16 protein-coding genes and 1 pseudogene are annotated in these 17,776 nt (G+C 68.7%); 4 read left to right on the forward strand and 13 right to left on the reverse strand.

Annotation, left to right across the window (positions count from 1 at the left end; all coding sequences use genetic code 11):
* Positions 1–2: 2 nt before the first annotated feature.
* The 10 genes and pseudogenes from V9K99_RS00935 to V9K99_RS00980 form a co-directional block, all read right to left on the reverse strand.
* A complete protein-coding gene (locus V9K99_RS00935) occupies positions 3–1,157 on the reverse strand; it encodes a VWA domain-containing protein (RefSeq protein WP_337003194.1) in 1,155 nt (384 codons plus the stop codon).
* Entirely contained in the window at positions 1,154–3,334 is a 2,181-nt protein-coding gene (locus V9K99_RS00940) for a DUF5682 family protein (RefSeq protein WP_337003192.1), read from the reverse strand. Before V9K99_RS00940 ends, V9K99_RS00935 begins: the two co-directional genes overlap by 4 nt.
* Positions 3,331–4,413 carry an ATP-binding protein gene (locus tag V9K99_RS00945; protein WP_337003190.1) on the reverse strand — a complete coding sequence of 361 codons (1,083 nt, stop codon included), beginning with the start codon at positions 4,411–4,413 and terminating at the stop codon, positions 3,331–3,333. Before V9K99_RS00945 ends, V9K99_RS00940 begins: the two co-directional genes overlap by 4 nt.
* A complete protein-coding gene (locus V9K99_RS00950) occupies positions 4,410–5,846 on the reverse strand; it encodes a DUF5691 domain-containing protein (protein ID WP_337003188.1) in 1,437 nt (478 codons plus the stop codon). Before V9K99_RS00950 ends, V9K99_RS00945 begins: the two co-directional genes overlap by 4 nt.
* Positions 5,813–7,123, reverse strand: a complete 1,311-nt coding sequence (locus V9K99_RS00955; RefSeq protein ID WP_337003186.1) for an SWIM zinc finger family protein — start codon at positions 7,121–7,123, stop codon at positions 5,813–5,815. Before V9K99_RS00955 ends, V9K99_RS00950 begins: the two co-directional genes overlap by 34 nt.
* Before the next feature lie 710 nt (positions 7,124–7,833).
* The gene (locus V9K99_RS00960; protein ID WP_337003184.1) at positions 7,834–8,532 is read right to left on the reverse strand and encodes a GAF and ANTAR domain-containing protein; all 699 of its coding nucleotides are present in this window, start codon (positions 8,530–8,532) and stop codon (positions 7,834–7,836) included.
* 64 nt (positions 8,533–8,596) lie between these two features.
* The gene (locus V9K99_RS00965) at positions 8,597–9,487 is read right to left on the reverse strand and encodes an SDR family oxidoreductase (protein ID WP_337003182.1); all 891 of its coding nucleotides are present in this window, start codon (positions 9,485–9,487) and stop codon (positions 8,597–8,599) included.
* A 27-nt stretch (positions 9,488–9,514) separates the two neighbouring features.
* Positions 9,515–10,245: pseudogene (locus V9K99_RS00970) on the reverse strand (SDR family oxidoreductase).
* Between the two features lie 93 nt (positions 10,246–10,338).
* Complete coding sequence (locus tag V9K99_RS00975; protein WP_337003180.1) at positions 10,339–11,271, reverse strand: LysR family transcriptional regulator; 933 nt, start codon at positions 11,269–11,271, stop codon at positions 10,339–10,341.
* Positions 11,272–11,283: 12 nt separating this feature from the next.
* Positions 11,284–13,248, reverse strand: coding sequence for an amino acid transporter (locus V9K99_RS00980; protein ID WP_337003178.1), 1,965 nt, complete (start codon positions 13,246–13,248; stop codon positions 11,284–11,286).
* Positions 13,249–13,369: 121 nt separating this feature from the next.
* On the opposite strand from V9K99_RS00980, the gene V9K99_RS00985 reads away from it, so the two are divergent.
* A complete protein-coding gene (locus V9K99_RS00985; protein ID WP_337003176.1) occupies positions 13,370–14,482 on the forward strand; it encodes a serine hydrolase domain-containing protein in 1,113 nt (370 codons plus the stop codon).
* A gap of 30 nt (positions 14,483–14,512) precedes the next feature.
* On the opposite strand, the gene V9K99_RS00990 is transcribed toward V9K99_RS00985, so the two are convergent.
* Positions 14,513–14,764, reverse strand: coding sequence for a hypothetical protein (locus V9K99_RS00990; RefSeq protein ID WP_337003174.1), 252 nt, complete (start codon positions 14,762–14,764; stop codon positions 14,513–14,515).
* A gap of 253 nt (positions 14,765–15,017) precedes the next feature.
* Here V9K99_RS00990 and V9K99_RS00995 point away from each other — a divergent pair, with 253 nt between their 5' ends.
* Positions 15,018–15,245, forward strand: a complete 228-nt coding sequence (locus V9K99_RS00995; protein ID WP_337003172.1) for a hypothetical protein — start codon at positions 15,018–15,020, stop codon at positions 15,243–15,245.
* On the opposite strand, the gene V9K99_RS01000 is transcribed toward V9K99_RS00995, so the two are convergent.
* Positions 15,242–15,613, reverse strand: a complete 372-nt coding sequence (locus V9K99_RS01000; RefSeq protein WP_337003170.1) for a VOC family protein — start codon at positions 15,611–15,613, stop codon at positions 15,242–15,244. The genes V9K99_RS00995 and V9K99_RS01000 overlap by 4 nt on opposite strands.
* 181 nt (positions 15,614–15,794) lie before the next feature.
* On the opposite strand from V9K99_RS01000, the gene V9K99_RS01005 reads away from it, so the two are divergent.
* Together V9K99_RS01005 and V9K99_RS01010 are read left to right on the forward strand one after the other, a co-directional pair.
* The gene (locus V9K99_RS01005; protein ID WP_337003168.1) at positions 15,795–16,619 is read left to right on the forward strand and encodes a SigB/SigF/SigG family RNA polymerase sigma factor; all 825 of its coding nucleotides are present in this window, start codon (positions 15,795–15,797) and stop codon (positions 16,617–16,619) included.
* Positions 16,616–17,116, forward strand: a complete 501-nt coding sequence (locus tag V9K99_RS01010; RefSeq protein ID WP_337003166.1) for a DNA polymerase ligase N-terminal domain-containing protein — start codon at positions 16,616–16,618, stop codon at positions 17,114–17,116. The genes V9K99_RS01005 and V9K99_RS01010 overlap by 4 nt, the downstream gene beginning before the upstream one ends.
* Here the strand turns inward: V9K99_RS01010 and V9K99_RS01015 are convergent.
* Entirely contained in the window at positions 17,103–17,747 is a 645-nt protein-coding gene (locus V9K99_RS01015; RefSeq protein ID WP_337003164.1) for a nitroreductase family protein, read from the reverse strand. The genes V9K99_RS01010 and V9K99_RS01015 overlap by 14 nt on opposite strands.
* Positions 17,748–17,776: the final 29 nt, after the last annotated feature.

The raw sequence follows: 17,776 nt of genomic DNA on the forward strand, positions 1-17,776 counted from the left end.
GGTCAGTTGCTTCCCGACAAATTGGTGGCCGCCCAGGTGGGGATGTCTTCGTGGCGGATGGCGGCGGCCATCAGGTCGGGGAAGAGGTCGGGGGTGCAGGCGAAGGTAGGTACGCCGAGGTCGGCGAGGGCGGCCGCGTTCTCGGCGTCGTACGACGGGGTGCCTGAGTCGGCCAGGGCCAGCAGGGCGATCAACTGGACGCCGGACTCGACCAGCGAGCGGGCCCGGCGAAGCATCTCCTCGCGGACACCGCCCTCGTAGAGGTCGGAGATCAGCACCATCACCGTCTCCGCGGGCTTGCTCACGAGCTCCTCGCAGTACGCGAGCGCCCGGTTGATGTCCGTGCCGCCACCCAACTGCGTCCCGAACAGTACGTCGACCGGATCCTCCAGTTGATCGGTGAGATCGACCACTGCGGTGTCGAACACGACCAAGCTGGTCCGCAGCGTCCGGATCGATCCGAGCACCGCGCCGAACAGCGACGCGTACACCACCGACTCCGCCATCGAGCCGGACTGGTCGATGGCCAGCACGATGTCCCGCTGGACGCTGTGATTCCGCCGCGCATACCCGACCAGCCGGTCCGGGACGATCGTGCCGAGGGCCGGCGAGAAGTGCTTGAGGTTGGCCCGGATGGTCCGGTCCCAGTCGATGTCCGAGTGCCGCGGCCGGCTGGTCCGCCCGGCCCGGTCGAGTGCACCGGTGACCGCGGCCCGGGTGCGTTCGGCCAGCCGGGCCTCGAGCTCGGCGACGACCCGGCCGACCACCTCGCGCGCGGTCTGCTTGGTCTCCTCCGGCATCACCTCGTTCAAAGCAAGCAAGGTGCTCACCAGGTGTACGTCGGGCTCGACCGCGCCGAGCAACTCCGGCTCCATCAGCATCCGGGTGATGCCGAGCCGCTCGACCGCATCCCGCTGCATCACCTGAACCACCGTGCTCGGGAAGTACTGCCGGATGTCGCCCAGCCACCGAGCCACCCGCGGCGCCGACGACCCCAGCCCGGCCGCCCGTTGCGTTCCGTCTCCGGCAGCCGCGTCGTACAGCGCGGCCAGCGAAGCGTCGACCGACCGGTCCTCGGCGGACAGCGTCGTACCGGTCTCCGGATCGGCTTCGCTGCCGAGCACCAACCGCCACCGGCGCATCCGTTCGTCGTTCATGAGACCCCCAAGAGCTGCGCGACGACAGGAAGCACGGACGCGGCCAACTCGGCGTCGAGATCGTCGTCATCAGCAACGACCGCAGCAGCCGGATCACCCAGAGCACGAGCCCGCGTGCCGATCGACCGCCGCTCCGGCGAAGCAAAGGTTCCAAACGTACGACGAAGCAGCGGAAGCACCTCGACGAACGCGTCGTCCGGGATCGCCGCCAGCCACGCATCCACCAACGCCAGCAACCGCTCGTCGTGCACCAGCAACAACCCACCACCGGCCAGGAACCCCTCGACATACCCGGCGGCGTCGGCAGTCGGCGTACCAGGCGTCAACGCCCGCCCGAGCCGCAAAGCGACCTCATGATCCGGCAGCCGCGACGTGTCGAGCATCAGTCGCGTCAACCGCCCACGGATCAACGGCGGCACGGACAAACGATCGCTCAATCCCTCGAGTGTCGCCAGCCACTCCGCCCGCACCTCCTCGTCCAGCAAGGCGGTCGCGTCCTGCACCCCGTCGATCAATTCCTGTACGGCGGCCGCCGCATCCGGATCGAGCCCGTGCACAGTCCGACCCAGACCGGCACACACCCGGGACACCATCCGGCCCGCCACCGAGGCCAGCCCAGCCGTGTCGGTGCCACGCACATCGCCGTACCGCGAAGATCGCGCCAACGCAGGTAACGCCGCCATCAGATGACCGACGTCCGCATCGATGGCCGCGCGGGTGTCGACAGCACGCAGCAACTCGGGCATCGCGTCCGCGAGGTCGGCCAGCAGGGACTTCTCCAACGCCGCGGTCACATCGGCCAAGGTCGACGACTCGTCCGCGACCCTCAGCATCACGGTCGTCGCAGCGCCGAGCACCGTCGTACCGTGCGCGCCGGCGGCGACCAGTTCGACCTCGAGCCCGGGATCCCAGGCGAGTCGCCACATCTCGCGGAACGTCCCCTGAGCCCGTCGCTCGTCCGCAGCCGGCACACCCCAGTGCACGCCGAGGATCCGCAACCGGTGCAGCAGTCGCGACTTCTCCAGGTCGTTCGGCTTCCGCAGATCGAGCTCGATCACCCGCTCGGTCGCGTCCCGCCGCATCCGCAGCCGCCGTGCCTGTGCCGCCAAATCCGCCGCCACCGGAGCCTGCGGCGTCTCCCCCGGCACCGACCCCAGCAGCTCTCCGACGACCGCTTCGCGAGTGACGAGATCAAGCAGTACGTCGTTCCCGCCGCAAAGGACCGCCCGCGTCGCCTCGGTGACCTCGCTCAACCCGGCCAGCGGACGTTCCCGCAACGCAGCCAGGGTGTCCGCGAGCCGGACCGCCTCGATCACGTGCGCACTCGAGACGGGCAGATCCTCCTCCCGCAGGACCCGCGCGACCTTCGACAGCCAGCGCGCAGTGATCTGGTCCGGCGCGGTGAACAGGTGGTGATACCAACCAGGTGAGGTGATCCCGGCGCCGTACCCGCTGGTGGCGGCCAGCCGGCCGTGCGTCCACGGGACCCACGTGCAGGCGACCTTCCGCTTCGGCAGGCCCTTCAGGATCCGCTGATCATGTGTTGCTGTGGGCAACGGTGCTTCCAGCGCGGGCACATGCCAGGCTCCGCAGATCACCGCGATCCGCTCGAAGCCTTCGCGCTGAGCCTTCCGCAGTACGGTCCGCATGTAGGCCTCACGCTGCGCCTCGCGGCCCTTCGCCTCCTCGCCGTGCCGGAGCTCACGCATCGCGTCGGCGATCACGGAGAACGGCTCGGCTCCCTCGCGCCGGGACTCGATCACGTCGTCCCACCACCGCTCGGGATCGTCGTACCCACCCGCGTTCGCCAACGTGGCCAGCGGATCGATCGACAACCCGCGCCGGCCCTCGCCACCGGAGGAGGCGAACTGGTGGGCGGCCGGAAGATCGCAGAACCGCACGGGTACGGCGGCCGTCAGCGCGTACTCGATCGCCTGCCACTCGGGGCTGAACACCGCGAACGGCCAGAAGGCAGCCCGGGTCGAGTCGTCCACCGCATACGCGAGCAACGCGACCGGCGGCACCATCTCCTCCGACGCGGCCAGCTCGACCACCTTGTCGGCCTCCGGCGGCCCCTCGATCAGCACCACATCCGGCTCGAGCTCAGCGAGAGCAGTCGCGACCGCCCGCGCCGACCCCGGCCCGTGATGCCGAATCCCCAGCAGGTGAACGGTCATCCGCTGATCTCTCGGCAGGCCCGATAGAACGGTGCCCAGTCGTCCCGCTCACGGACGACGGTCTCCAGGTACTCCGACCAGACGACGCGATCCGCGGACGGGTCCTTGACGACGGCACCGAGGATGCCGCCGGCCACATCGGTGGGTCGCAGAACGCCGTCACCGAAGTGGGCGGCCAACGCGATACCGCCGGTGATGACGCTGATCGCCTCGGCCGTGGAGAGCGTGGCGGTCGGCGACTTCACCGCCGTACGACCGTCCTCGGTCCGGCCGGACCGCAGTTCGCGGAAGATCGTCACCACCCGGCGGATCTCGGCCAGCGCGTCGTCCGGCTGCGGCAGCTCGAGCGCGGTCCCGAGTTGCGCGACCCGGCGAGACACGATCTCCACCTCGTCGTCGGCCGAGTCGGGAAGCGGCAGGACGACGGTGTTGAACCGCCGACGCAGGGCGCTGGACAGTTCGTTGACACCCTTGTCGCGGTCGTTGGCCGTCGCGATGACGTTGAAACCCTTGCGGGCCTGGACTTCCGTGCCCAGCTCGGAGATCGGCAGCGTCTTCTCGGACAGGATCGTGATCAGGGCGTCCTGGACGTCGGACGGCATCCGAGTCAGCTCCTCGATCCGGGCGATCTTCGCCTCCGTCATCGCCCGCTGCACCGGACTCGGCACCAGCGCCGCCTCACTGGGGCCCTGGGCAATCAATTGCGCGTAGTTCCAGCCGTACCGGATCGACTCCTCGGCCGTCCCTGCCGTACCTTGCACCAGCAGGGTCGAGTCACCACTGACCGCGGCCGCAAGGTGCTCGCTGACCCACGTCTTCGCCGTACCTGGTACGCCGAGAAGCAGCAGCGCACGATCCGTCGCCAGGGTGGCTACCGCGACCTCGATCAGCCGGCGCGGACCGACGTACTTGGGTGAGATCTCCACGTCACCGGCCCGGCCGCCGAGGAGGTAGGTGACCACCGCGGCCGGCGAGAGCCGCCACGCCGGCGGCCGCGGCCGCTCGTCCGCGGCGGCCAGCGCCGCGAGTTCCCCGGCGTACTCTTCCTCGGCGTGCGGTCGCAGTACCTCAGTGGTCATGAGAGCTCCTCATACATTTCACGTCGGAAGATCAGGGTCTCCACCAGGCGGCGGCGCCAGGTGTCTTCCTCGCCGGTCGGCTCGCGGGTGATCGGATGATCGAGTACGTCGGCCGGCACCGCGCGAGCCGCGATACTCGCCAACCGGGCCCAGCCTCTGGGCGTCCCGGCCTTCATGAGTTGATCCAGGATCATGCTGCCCAGCGAGGCCGGCCACGGCACCGGCAACCCACCGACCAACTCGGTCAGTTCGATGCTGTCCTTCAGTGCGGTCACCGCCCGCACCCATTCGTCGGCCGGCAGCACTCGCAGCAGTTCGGCCGCACTCCGGCTACCGGTCGAAGCATTTGCCTTCAGCAACTCCCGTGCCCAGGGCTCAGCGTTCTCCCGTACGGCGGCCTCCGCCCAAGCGGACTGCAGGATCTCGGGCGCGCAACCCTCCACCGGCATCCCCAGCCAGGCTGGATCCATCACGTCGAGAGGGGTGTTCGCGACGATCTGGAGGAACCACCAGGCGCGTTTGCCGATCCCCTCCGGGTTCTGCGAGTCGATGCCGTCGCGTTCCATCGACGTACTGAGTCGCTTCGGTAGGTCGACGGCCAGCACGCCTTGGCTGACGACCAGATGGGACCACATCCGTTCAGTCATCCGGGCGCCGTACCGCGAACCAGGGATCCGGGACAGCAACCTGGCCGCGCCCCGGCGTACGTCCTTGGCGCGATCGTCGAGCGCGACCTCTTCGAGGAACTCCTCGTCGGCCATGGACAATCCATCGGCCAGCAGACCGAGGAACTCCGCCCGGGTCGCGGCCGCCTCCGTCGGCCAGACCTCGCGCAGCGCTTCGAGTGCGGCGGCGGGGTCCTGACGGCGCGTCGTTTGCAACCAAGTGCGCCGCTGCAGCGCGTTGCCGTGTGTCCACAACTCAGGGTCATTGCTCTCGGCAACCGCCGCGTGGAGGAACTTCCACTCCGGGTTGAGATCGGCCAGCCACGTCGCCCGTCGACCGGCTGCGGCGATGACGAGCGGCCGGTACTCGGCCCGATTGCGGGCGTAGTCGGCCAACGCGGGCAGATGCTCCGGCGGCACTCCCCAGCCCCGAGCGTCCGCCGCCCGCAACCACTCCCCGAGAGCAGTCGTCTGGAATCCGCCGAGCATCGCGGCCAGCCGACGGATCGCGACCGGCCGAGGCAGCGGTCGGTCCTCACCAGGGGCCGCGGGCAACGGTTCGAGGTCACGCAACGGCTTTCGACCAGCCCGTTTGTAGACCGTCGCCAGCGCGGCCGCGTCCAGGAGACCGCCCTCACCGAGCCGCTCCTGGATGTGTTCGGGCAACTCCTCGAAATGCACCGGCCGCCGATCGGTTCCGAGCAGCGCCGAACTGACCAGCCCGTCCCAGCCCTTCACAGGAGCACCGGCCGATCGCCATGCCAGCATGTCATCGGGCGGAACCCGGCCCGGTTCCACTCACCGGCGACCGTGACCGGATCACCGGCCGACACCGCGAGCAGCTTCAACGGATCCACGCCGGGCATGATCTCGAGTCCATCGCCTGCTGCGTCCACCAGCGCCCACCCCTCGCCGTACCCGGCCGGGCGAACATCCTGCAGGACCAGCGGCCAGCGTTCGTTCCACGGGTCCGCGGCGACGGATTCGACGTACGACGCCAACGCCTGTTGCGCGGTGAATCCGGTGGGCCGGGGTGCGGGCAGGCGAGGAGCGGTCTGGGTGAGGAGGGCACGCATCGGGAGTGCGCCGGGGTAGAACGAGAGGGCGCCGGGGACGTACTCACCTGGTCGCGCCGGCAGCGGATCGAGGGGTCGCCCGGCAGCGGCGAAGTTGAGGATCAGGCCGAGCCGTCCGGCTGTTGCCCCGCGCAACCAGACCCGGCGGACGGTCAGCCGGTCGTCGGGTTCGATCACCCGGCCGAGCACCAGCCAGTCGTCCTCGACCTTCTCTCCCTCAGCCAGCACTCGCGCGGTCTCGACGGTCCAGCCGATCCGGGATTGCACGGTGTCGGCGAGCGACGGTGGCAGATCGGCGAGCCGGGAGTGAGCGGACACGGTGAGGTGGATCAGCGACAGCTCCTCCAGCAGTTCGCCGGGCCAGCCGTGTCCGCGGCCGACTACGCCTGCTGCACGCCGTACCGCTCCTGCCACGCCTGGGGCCTGGGCATCCACCATCCGCGCGGCCAACCGGCTGAGCTCGCTGTACGCCCGCTGGTCGAACCCGCCGAGCCCTTGCCTGACCTGGTCGTCGAGCCAACTTGCCAGCTCGGCCATACCGGCGGAGACCCGGTCGGCCCGCCTCGAGGCACGCTGCTGGGCCGCCAACGGATCGGCTACCTCACCCGGCTTGCGCTCCGGGCGTTCGGCGCGTTCAGCGCGCTGGTCCACCCAGGACTTCACCCACTCCGGCTCGTCGCCCGGCCGGACCTCACCGGTCGACCAGAGCAACAGCAGCCCAAGCGCGTGCTTGCACGGGAACTTCCGGCTCGGACAGGAGCACTTGTACGCCGGACCACTCAAGTCGACCGTGGTCTGGTACGGCTGCTTGCCGCTCCCCTGGCACAGCCCCCACACGGCCCGGTCCGAACTACCGGTCTCCGGCCACTTCGTCGTACGCGCCTGAGCCTGGGCTGCCTTGGCGGACGCAGGATCCGGCGCCAACCCCAGCACCTGATCCCCATCCCACGGCCCCACAGCACTCCTCACTCAATCGGTGTCCCTGAGTCGAGAGCATGCCATCCTGCGCCGACACACCCCCAACCCCCCGCTGGTGGGTCCACGTCCGAGAAGGCGGGTTCGCCACCCGGAGTCGAGTAGGCCAACCCGCCTCCTCGTGGGTCAGCCAACCAGCCAGTGGGTTAGCCAACCAGAATCCGGGGCGCGAACCCAGCTTCTCGTGGGTGAGCCCACCAGCCGGCGGCGGGCGGCGGGCGGGTGCCGGTCAGCCGAAGGGTTGGCGGTGGGGTTCGGGGTAGCCGTTGGCGGCGTGGGCTGCGGGAGGCGGTGGGGTGTCGGAGAGGTTGTCGCGGATGGTGGCGAGGAGGCGTTGCTCGACGGCCTCCAGTTCGGCGATGCGCTGCCGGATCTCTCGCTCCTCGGCGCTCGCCTCGGCCAGGAGCCGATCGGCATCGGCCCGCGCGGCGTCGCGGACGTGGTCGGCGTCGGTTCGCTGCGGCCGGGGCAGCCGATCGGCTGCCCCGGGGCGGAAACGGCCGGCGCGTCCTCACCCAGCCCTATTTGGTTGCAAGAACCAACAATAATCCCCACCGTCAGCACCCGATCACCGCCCGCTGATCTTTTCCTGAGACGAACCCTCCTCAGGAGAGGGCTTACCGCGTACGATCCGGTGGCTGTTGAGAGATCAACAGCCACCCCGGCGGAGCTGTCAGGGCCCGCCGGGGTCTCTCACCCTCGAACTACGCGCGCCGTTGGTCCGGGAGCTTGCGGGTGTCGATGAGCCTTTGGGCTACGTCGCGGAGTTTGACGTTGTTGTCCTGGGAGTAGCGGCGGAGGACGGCGAAGGCCTGATCGCTGTCGATACCGAAGCGTTCCATCAGGATGCCCTGGGCCTGGCCGACCAGCCTGCGGGCGTCGATCGCCTGCCAGAGGGAGGCTTCCTGGCGGGCGTTGGCGAGGGCGACGGAGGCGTGCCGGGCGAGGATGTGGGCGACGGCATCGTCGTCGGGCTCGAAGGCGTAGGGCTCGGAGTTGAAGAGCTGGAGGACGCCGAGGGTGCTGCCGCCGGCGGCCAGCCGGACGCTGAGCACACTGCGCAACCCGAGCGCTGCCACCTTCGGCCCCCAGATCGGCCAGCGCGGGTCAGAGGCGGTATCGGGGATCAGGACGGTGTCGTGCTCGGCGATCACGTCGGTGGACGGGCCCTCGCCCAGCTCCGCCTGCAGCCGGTCGGACTCCTCGACCAGCGGGTCCGTTGTCGTGTGGGTCTCCCACTGTCCGCTGCGCTGCGACAGCAGGACACCGGCGTGCGTACAGCTCACCGCGTGCAGGGCGAACTGCACGACCGCGTCCACCGTCTCGCCGACGCCCGGCTCCTCATGCAGCTCGACCGCGAGCTTCGCGAAGACGTCAGCGACATTCGCTCCGTCATCCTCCACACCGTAACTTTACGACGCCACCATCCCCGCGACGAGACGTTCCGCAGTCACCCGAACACGCCGGTCATCGGACTGGGTGGAGGAGGTCCTCGAGGCCGATTCGGCGGAGGAGTTCGGTGCGGACGCGGTCGGCGACCGCGTTCACCACGGCGGCGCCGTCGTCGGACGGGTCGATGTGCACCCGGAACGGCCGGCGGCCCTTCTCGGTGTCGACCACGGTCACGATCGCCTTCGCCACTTCGGCGACGTCGGCCCAGGCCGGCTCGAGCTCGGCGAGCTTCTGACTGACCTGTTCCAGCAGCCCGGCGTACTTCGTCTCGTACGCCGCGACCACGTCCGCGTCGGCCGGCGAACCGCTGTGCGCGAAGTGGTTGGTCCCATGAGTGAACGCACCCGGTACGACGATCGTCGTCTCGATCCCGAACCGCGCCACCTCCAGCGCATAGCTCTGCGCGAGCGCATCCATCGCCGCCTTCGCCGCGAAGTACGGAGCCAGGTACGGCGGGGTGCCGCCGCGCGTACTCGAGCTGCCGACCCACACCAGCAGCCCGTCCTGCTGCTCGCGAAGCTTCGGCAACGCGGCCCGGTTCAGCCGCTGCGTGCCGAGCACGTTGGTGTCGTACAGCTCGGCGAGCTGCTCGGGTGTGAACGCCTCGGCCGGCCCGGTGACCATGTGCCCGGCGTTGTGAATCAGTACGTCGAGATGCCCCTGCTCACCGATCACGGTGTCGACGGCCTGCTGGGCTGAGGCGTCCGAGCTGATGTCGAGCTCGACGGCCCGGAGGTCGACCCGGTGCTCGCTCGCGTACTGCTTGGCGTCGGCCGCCGCAGTCGCGTTCCGGCCGGCGAGATCGCGCATTCCGGCGTACACGATGTGTCCGGCGTCGGCGAGGGCGCGAGCGGTGAGAGCGCCGAAACCGCTCGAGGCACCACTGATCAGGACTGTCTTGCTCATGGTGGTTTTCCTTTCAGAACAAGGGGGTCAGGCGGCCGAGCCGCCGTTGGCGTAGATGACCTGACCGTTGATCCAGCGGGCCGGACCGGCCAGGAATGCGATGATCTCGGCGATGTCGGACGGCTGCCCGAGGCGCTCCAGCGGCGGCTCGGCGGCGATCCGGTCGACCAGCTCCTGCGACTTGCCCTCGAAGAACGGGCGGTCGCGGTCGGGCCGGGCGCGACCGTGTTGACGGTGATGTCGCGGCCGCGCAGTTCGCGGGCCAGGATCAGGGTGACCGCCTCGACGCCGCCCTTGGTGGCGGAGTAGGCGGAGTAGCCCGGCCGGGCCAGTTTGGTGAGGGAGCTGGAGACGTTCACGATCGCGCCGCCGCCGCGCACCCGCCGTACCGCCTGCTGGTCGACCACGAAGGTCCCGCGCAGGTTGGTCCGTACGACGCGGTCGAACACGTCGAGGTCGAGGTCGGCCAGCGGTGCCAGCGGCATGATCCCGGCCGCGTTCACGACCACGTCGATACCGCCGAACTCCTGCTCGGCCCGGTCGAACAGGGCCGCCACCGCGGTTTCGTCGGCGACGTCGGCCCGGACCGCGATCGCCCGGCCGCCGGCCTGCTCTACCTCCTTGACGGTCTCCTCGGCCGCGACCTGGTTACCGCCGTACCCGATCACCACCGCGTAGCCGTCCTGCCCCAGCCGGGTCGCGGCCTCGCGGCCGATTCCGCTCGAACCGCCGGTCACAATCGCTACCCGCTCGGTCATCGCCTTGCTCCTTCAGATCTTGGTGTTTGTGCTGACACCAAGATCTTGCTGCGGGCGATGCATCAAGTCCAACGACTCAAGTCGATAGGTAAATCAATTCTGTTGATCCAGGTCGGTGCCGAGTTCGGTGCCCGGCGGGTGTTGGAGGTGGGTGCTGACCAGGCCGAGCAGGGCCCGCAGCGCGGCCGTCGGTTTCCGCTTCTTCAGCGTGGCCAGGTAGAGCGACCACTGGAACGACTCGTCGGCGATCCGGACCACCTTGATCGCGTCGATGCCGGCGACGGCGTACCCGGGCAGGATGCCGAGGCCGACGCCGTGGGAGACGAACTGGACGCCGTTCTCGATCCCGAGGGCCTCGACCACGACCTGCCGTTCGAGCCCGGCCGCCTCGAATCGTTGGTCGATCAGGGTCCGGGTGCCGAAGCCGGGCGGGAAGTCCACGAACGCCTCGTCGGCGAGATCGGCCAGCTTGACCGTCCGCCGCCGGGCGAGCCGGTGACCGACCGGGACCGCCAGCACCTGCGGGACTCTGAGCAGTTCCCAGGTGGTCAGTTCGCGTGGCGCACTGCCGGCTGCGATACCGAGGAAGCCGACGTCGATGTCGCCGTTGCGGAGGCCGACGATGACACCAGCCGACCCCTCGGGCTCGACCCGCAGTTGCAGCTCGACGTTCGGGTAGCGGCGGCGGAAGTCACCGGCCGCGGCGGGCAGGTCGACCAGACCGAGGCCTGGCAGCAGGCCGACCCGGACGGAGCCGCGCACTCCCGCGCCGAGTTCGTCGACGACATCACGAGCACCCTGGACGGCGTCCATCACCGCCAGCGCTTCCGGCAGCAGCGCCGTACCAGCCTCGGTGAGAACCACCCGCTGCGCGCTGCGTTCGAACAGGGTGACCTTCAGATCCCGTTCCAATGCGGCGATCGCAGCGCTGACCGCGCTCTGCACCACGTGCAGCCGGCGAGCGGCCAGCGTGAAGCTGCGCTCGTGCGCCACCGCTACGAAGTACTCCAGTTGCCGCAGTTCCACAACGGAAGTGTGTCAGCCGACGTGCACCCAGGGTCGTTTCGAGCGGACCGGCTCGGCGCGGCGGAGCACCTCGCGGGTGACCGGCGGGACGTCTCCCTCACCCGAGATCAGGTAGCGGAACAGGAAGTAGAACGGGTTGCCCTCGGCCCAGGCGAAATAGATGTGCGGCATCACGTCCCAGTCGTCGCGGATCTTCAGCGACAGGGCCGCGATCGCGTTCGCCACACTCGGGCTGGAGACCTTCAGGACCTGGTACCCGAACCGCTCCTCACCGATCACGTCCAGCTCGGACTCGAACTGCGACGCGTCGGTCAGCGTCACCTCGAGGAACACGATCGGCAGCCCCTCCGGCAGGTTCCGCACCTCGCGCTGCTCGGCCTCCTTCTCCTGGTACTCCGCCTCGTCGCGCGCATCCGGTTCGTTCGCGATGATCCGGAGCTCGCCGTCGACCGCGGCCGCCTCGATGATCCGGCGCGCCTCGTCGTCGAACCGGACCTCGGTCGCGCGCAGCTCCAGCGACCGGGTCGCCCGGGAGATCAGCGAGGTGAGCACGATCGCGACGATGAAGAACGAGGCGATCTGGACGCCGTCCGGCCGCTCGATGATGTTCGCGATCGTGGTGTAGAGGAAGACCACGCTGATCACGCCGAAGCCGATCGTCTTCGCCTTCTGGCCGCGCCGCCGGGCGGACAGTGTCACCGCGACCGACGCGGACAGGATCAGCACCAGTACGCCGGTCGCGTAAGCCCCACCCTGGGCGTCCACGTCGGCCTTGAACAGCACGGTGATGACGAAGGCGATCACCGCGAACACGAGCACCAGCGGCCGGGTCGCGCGGGCCCAGTCCGGGACCATCCCGTAGCGCGGCAGGTACCGCGGCACGATGTTCAGCAGACCGGCCATCGCCGAGGCCCCGGCGAACCACAAAATCAGGATGGTGCTGACGTCGTACACGGTCCCGAAGACGTTGCCGAGGTGCTCGTGCGCCAGGTACGCCAGCGCCCGCCCGGACGCCTCTCCACCGTCCTTGAACTCGTCCTGCGGGATCAGGACGACCGTGGTGAAGCTGCTGGTGATCAGGAATCCGCTCATGATCAGGGCGGCGGTGGTGAGCAGCTTGCGGGTGTTGCGGATCCGCTCGGCGGGATGGGCCGGATCGTCGTCCGCTGCGCCCTTGACCTGCGGCATCACCGCGACGCCGGTCTCGAACCCGGACAGGCCGAGGGCGAGCTTCGGGAACACGACCAGCGAGATGCCGATCATCACCCAGATGTTGGAGTGTTCGGTGCTGAGCAGACCGCGCCAGTTCGTCACCAGCTCCGGCGCGGTGATCACGTTCCAGAGCGCGTCGCCGATGACGATCAGGTTGAGTCCGAGGTAGACCACCACCAGGACGACGGCGATCCCGATCGCCTCACCGAAGCCGCGCAGGAACACGGCCGCGAGCAGCGCCAGCAGGACCAGGGTGATGATCACCTCCTTGCCCTCGAACCAGTGCGGCACGTACGGGTTCTCGACCACGTGCGCGGTGGCATCGGCGGCCGACAGCGTCATCGTGATGATGAAGTCGGTGGCCATGAAGCCGAGCAGCACCAGGATGGTGAACTTGCCCTTCCAACGGCCGAGCAGCCGGTCCAGCATCGCGATCGAGCCCTCGCCGTGCGGGCTCTCGGCCGCGACCCGTCGATAGACCGGGAGCGCGCCGAGCAGGGTCAGCAGGATGAGGACCAGGGTGGCGAGCGGCGACAGCAGGCCGACGGCCGCGGCGGCGATCGCGGGCTGGTAGCCGAGGGTGGAGAAGTAGTCGACCCCGGTCAGGCACATGACCTTCCACCAGCGGTGGGTCGGGTGCGGCGGCGGCCGGTGCGGCCCGGACCGCACGGTGGGCCGGTCGTGCAGCAACCACGCGACGAGCCGCCCATGCGTCGGCGGCGGTACGCCGACCACGTCCTTCTCCTGCGTTTCTGTCACTGCCACGGGCCGCAGCCTATGCAGCGGTAGGAGCGTGACCCCCGGCCTCTAACACGTCTCTAACAAGCCATGTCAAAACCGCCGGCCCGGCTCCGACCTGTTCGTGACAGACCACACAAGAGACAGGATGAGCATCGTGACGAACCTCCAGGACCAGGTACAGCAGCGGCTCGACGAGCTGGTGGCCTCAGGTGCCGAGGTCGGCCTGCAGGCGGCGGCGTACAAGGACGGACAACTGGTCGTCGACGCCGTCGCGGGCCTCGCCGACCCCGCAACCGGCCGCCCGGTCACCTCGGACACCCCCTTCTACAGCGCCTCCACCGGCAAGGCCGCTTCCGCGACGATCGCGAACATCCTGGTCGACCGCGGTGTCCTCTCGTACGACGCTCCGATCGCGGACGTCTGGCCCGAGTTCGCCACCAACGGCAAGGAGAAGGGCACCCTTCGGCACGTGCTGACCCACTCGATCGGCCTGCCTGCGCTTCCGGCGAGCACCACAGTCGAGGACCTGACCGACTGGACGACGATGACGACGTACCTCGCCTCGGCCGAGCCGTGGTGGGAGCCGGGTACGAAGACGACGTACCACGCGCAGACGTTCGGATTCCTGGTCGGCGAGATCGCGCAACGCGCCACCGGGAGCCCGATCTCTCAGCTCCTCCGTGAACTGATCACCGAGCCGCTCGGGATCGCGGACCAGCTCTACTTCGGCGTACCGGTGGAGCAGCAGCACCGGGTGGCCCGGCTGGTCGAGCCGGACGGGATCGAGGAGATGACGGCGATGATGGCCGAGATGTTCGCCAAGGTCGCCCCGGCCGCGGTGATGCCGTCCGCGACGTACGGCAACCGCCCCGACGTGCTCGCCGCCGACATCCCGTCCGGCGGAACCATGAGTGCGCGCGGTATCGCCACCTTGTACGCCGCCCTGATCGGTGAGGTGGACGGTGTGCGGCTGGTGCGACCGGAGACGGTCGCGGAGATCACCGGACCGGCGCTCACGGCGAAGGACGAACTAATGGGCAACGAGGCGGTCTGGGCCCTCGGCCTCCCGGTCGGCCGGCTCGGATCGACCGCGGCGGACAGCCCGGACTCGTTCGGCATGCCGGGTATCGGTGGCAGCGTCGGCTGGGCGGACACGCGCGCCGGCGTCGCCTTCGGTCTCACCAGGAACCTGTTCGACCCGACGCAGTCGCCGTCGGCCATCGAGATCGGCAATCTGGTTGCGAAATCTCTTTGCTGAAACCCCTTGTGTGTAAGGGCTTTCCAGACTCTAGGAGCTGCGAACGGACTGCTGATCGACCCAGACCAGGTGACCGTGGTGGCTGACGAGAACCTCGTCGTCACCGGCCACGCCGGTACGGCGACCGACTTCCTGACCCGCGATCCAGCGACCGCCGATACGGACCTGCACGGCGACCGGCCGGGCCGGAGAGGTGGCAACAGACATGGCATCTGACTTCTGGACAGGGGCGGTCACGGGATGGCGTCGTACGGCGCTGTGGTGGTGCTGAAGATCGGTCATCGTCGCCCTCGCAGGGAAGACACGGCAGCCAACGTCGGGGGGCTGGCTACTCAACCAAAGGCCACCCTACAACCGCCGAGTGACACAGCGTTAGCGATAACTCGAATTGCCCCAGAACCTCGCACCGCGTGCGGTTGTCGCCGCCTGGGTACCGGAAAATATCTCACCTAGGAGGTGCCATGAGGGAGCGCAGCGAGCTCATCATCGAGCACAGCATGATCTCATCGGCGCCCGGAGCGAAGCGAGGACGGCGATGAGTACCAATCCGATCCCACCGATCCCGATGGGCCCGGGCGACTCCCGGAACCCCGACAACCCGGATCCGGACATGCCGGACCTGGTCGACCCCGCGATCGACGAGGAACCCGCCGTCGGCACCCGACCCGACGACGATTCACCGCTCGAGCAACCGGCCTCCAACCCGGACAAGCCGGACGAGGAGGACCCGAACGAGCAACTCCCCCACTTCGAGGAGAGCTAGCGCCAGGCGGGCATCTGCTGCAGGGCCCAGGAGTTCCCGTCGGGGTCGCTGAAGAAGGCGAACGTCCCCCACGGGAACTCCTGCAGGTCCGACACCTCGACCCCACGGCCGGCCAGCTCCGCCCGGGCCGCGGCCACATCGGGTACGACGATCTGCAGCCCGCGGACCGATCCGGGTTCGGCCTGGTCCATCCCGCTGCCGATCGCGATCGAGCACGCCGAGCCGGGCGGCGTCAGCTGAACGAACCTCAGGTCTTCGCTGACCTGGTGATCGTGGTCGGCGTTGAAGCCGGCCTTCTCGGTGTAGAACGCCTTCGCCCGGTCCACATCGGACACCGGGACCGATACCAACTCCAGCTTCCAGTCCATGGGAGGAAACCTACGGTCAAATCGGGGCACGGAGAACCTGTAGCCGACCGTTCGCGGACCGTGGTGTTACCGGTTCGAAGGCTTAATGCCGCGATTCTTGGGGTAGGAATGTGAGCAGATAGCTCTGACCGCGGTCCAGACATGTGCCGCGCCGTGACTCAATGTCGCGAGGTCAGCAAAAATGGTCACCGTACTTACCCGCAGTACCGTCGATGAGCAGCGCAGCACAGATCCGAAGCAGCGCAGAGACACGACGACCCGGGCCCTTCTGAGCCGGCGAGCCACCACCACGGACGAAAATCTCCGGCAGTCCCTCCTGGACGAGGCGATCGAGCTCAACCTGAGCATCGCCCACAGCATTGCCACCCGGTTCCGCGGCCGGGGCGTCGAACCCGAGGACCTGGATCAGGTCGCTTACCTGGGTCTGGTCAAGGCCGCGCGCAGCTACGACCCGAGCACCGACACACCGTTCCTGGCGTACGCCGTGCCGACCATCAGAGGCGAGGTCAAACGGTACTTTCGCGACTGCTCGTGGACGGTCCGGATCCCCCGCCGGCTACAGGAACTCCAGGGCTCGATCGCCGCGGTCCGTCCGCAGCTGGTCCAGGACCTGCATCGCGATCCCACCCTGCAAGAGCTCGCCGACCAAATAGGGGCCGAGGTCAACGAAATCGAGGCGGCCATCGCCGCCGACGGCTGCTTCTCGGTGCTCTCGCTGGACCGCCCGGTCGACGACGACTCGACCGCCAACCTGGCCGACACGATCGCCGACGAGCAGGACACCTCGTTCGAGCGGACCGAGGCGGTCGCCGTGCTCGAACCGGTGCTCAACGAGCTCGAGCCGCGCGAGCGTAGGATTCTGGAACTACGGTTCGTCGAAGGACACACCCAGGCCGATATCGGCGCCGAGATCGGAGTGAGCCAGATGCAGGTCTCCCGGCTGCTCCGCGGCATCCTGGACCGGCTGCGCGATCGAATCGAACCACCCCCGGCAGCTGCCGCTTGACGTCCAAGCCGATCTTCGTGGTGCAGCTGCATGATGCCCGGCGGCTGCACTACGACCTTCGGCTCGAGGTGGACGGCGTACTCAAGTCCTGGGCGGTTCCCCGCGGACCGTCCCTGGACCCCACGGTGAAACGGCTCGCGGTGTTCACCACCGATCACGACCTGGAGTACGCGTCGTACGAGGGTGTGCACGAGGACAGCCAGTACGGCAGCGGTGCCGTGATCGTGTGGGATGCCGGCGTCTACACCAACCTGACCCGCGACGATCGCCACCAGCTGGTGGATCCGGCGGTGGCGATCGAGCGCGGTCACCTCAAGGTGCGGCTGTACGGCGTGAAACTCAACGGAGCCTGGGCTTTCACCAGAACGGGTGACGACTGGCTGTTGGTGAAGGTTCGCGATGCCGCCGCCGATCCGGACCTCGACCTGACCGTCACCGAGCCGCAGTCCGTGCTCAGTGGCCTGACCATCGAGGACATGGCCGCTACCAGGAGTTGACGTGAAGGACCTCGTCGAGCGGCTGGCGAGGGGCGGGCTTGAAGTTGGTCCCGATCGTGTACGCGGTCGGGATCAGCACCGTCTGCCGCATCTCCTCGGGCAGACCGAGCAACTCGCCGACCTCTTGCTCGTAGCTGAGGTGCAAGGTCGTCCACGCCGTACCCAGCCCGCGAGCGCGCGCGGCGAGCATGTAGCTCCAGGCGGACGGCAGGATCGAGCCCCACAGGCCGGCCTGGTTCCCGGCCGGCAGCGAGCGCGCTTCGAGGCACGGGATCACGAGGACCGGGACCTGCCCCATCCGCTCGCCCAGGTAGGCAACGCTGTCACCAACGCGGCGCTGCACCGGCCCGCGTACCGGGTCGTCGGCGAACAGCTTCCCGGCCGCACCGGATCCGGCCAGGTACTTCTCCACCGCGCGCCGGTAGTACTCCCCGATCGCCGCCCGCTTCTCCGCGTCCGTGATCACCAGCCAGTGCCATTTCTGCCGGTTGCTTCCGGACGGCGCCTGCAACGCGATCTCGATGCACTCGCGGATCAACTCGAGCGGGACCGGCTTCTCCAGATCGAGCCGCTTGCGGACCGTGCGAGTGGTGGTGAGCAGTTCATCAGGCGACAGGTCGAGTGTGGTCACCACCCCACTATGTCAGCGCCACGATTCCC

The organism is Kribbella sp. CCNWLW201, assembly GCF_037203805.1.
Classification (GTDB): Bacteria; Actinomycetota; Actinomycetes; order Propionibacteriales; family Kribbellaceae; genus Kribbella.

What these genes read in the sequence shown, in the direction of transcription:
- V9K99_RS00950 (WP_337003188.1), bottom strand. Translation starts at nt 5,846, where the DNA reads ATGCTGGCATGGCGATCGGCCGGTGCTCCTGTGAAGGGCTGGGACGGG.
- V9K99_RS01005 (WP_337003168.1), top strand. Translation starts at nt 15,795, where the DNA reads ATGGTCACCGTACTTACCCGCAGTACCGTCGATGAGCAGCGCAGCACA.
- V9K99_RS00965 (WP_337003182.1), bottom strand. Translation starts at nt 9,487, where the DNA reads ATGAGCAAGACAGTCCTGATCAGTGGTGCCTCGAGCGGTTTCGGCGCT.
- V9K99_RS00945 (WP_337003190.1), bottom strand. Translation starts at nt 4,413, where the DNA reads ATGACCACTGAGGTACTGCGACCGCACGCCGAGGAAGAGTACGCCGGG.
- V9K99_RS00940 (WP_337003192.1), bottom strand. Translation starts at nt 3,334, where the DNA reads ATGACCGTTCACCTGCTGGGGATTCGGCATCACGGGCCGGGGTCGGCG.
- V9K99_RS01000 (WP_337003170.1), bottom strand. Translation starts at nt 15,613, where the DNA reads ATGGACTGGAAGCTGGAGTTGGTATCGGTCCCGGTGTCCGATGTGGAC.
- V9K99_RS00990 (WP_337003174.1), bottom strand. Translation starts at nt 14,764, where the DNA reads ATGACCGATCTTCAGCACCACCACAGCGCCGTACGACGCCATCCCGTG.
- V9K99_RS00995 (WP_337003172.1), top strand. Translation starts at nt 15,018, where the DNA reads ATGAGTACCAATCCGATCCCACCGATCCCGATGGGCCCGGGCGACTCC.
- V9K99_RS00985 (WP_337003176.1), top strand. Translation starts at nt 13,370, where the DNA reads ATGAGCATCGTGACGAACCTCCAGGACCAGGTACAGCAGCGGCTCGAC.
- V9K99_RS00935 (WP_337003194.1), bottom strand. Translation starts at nt 1,157, where the DNA reads ATGAACGACGAACGGATGCGCCGGTGGCGGTTGGTGCTCGGCAGCGAA.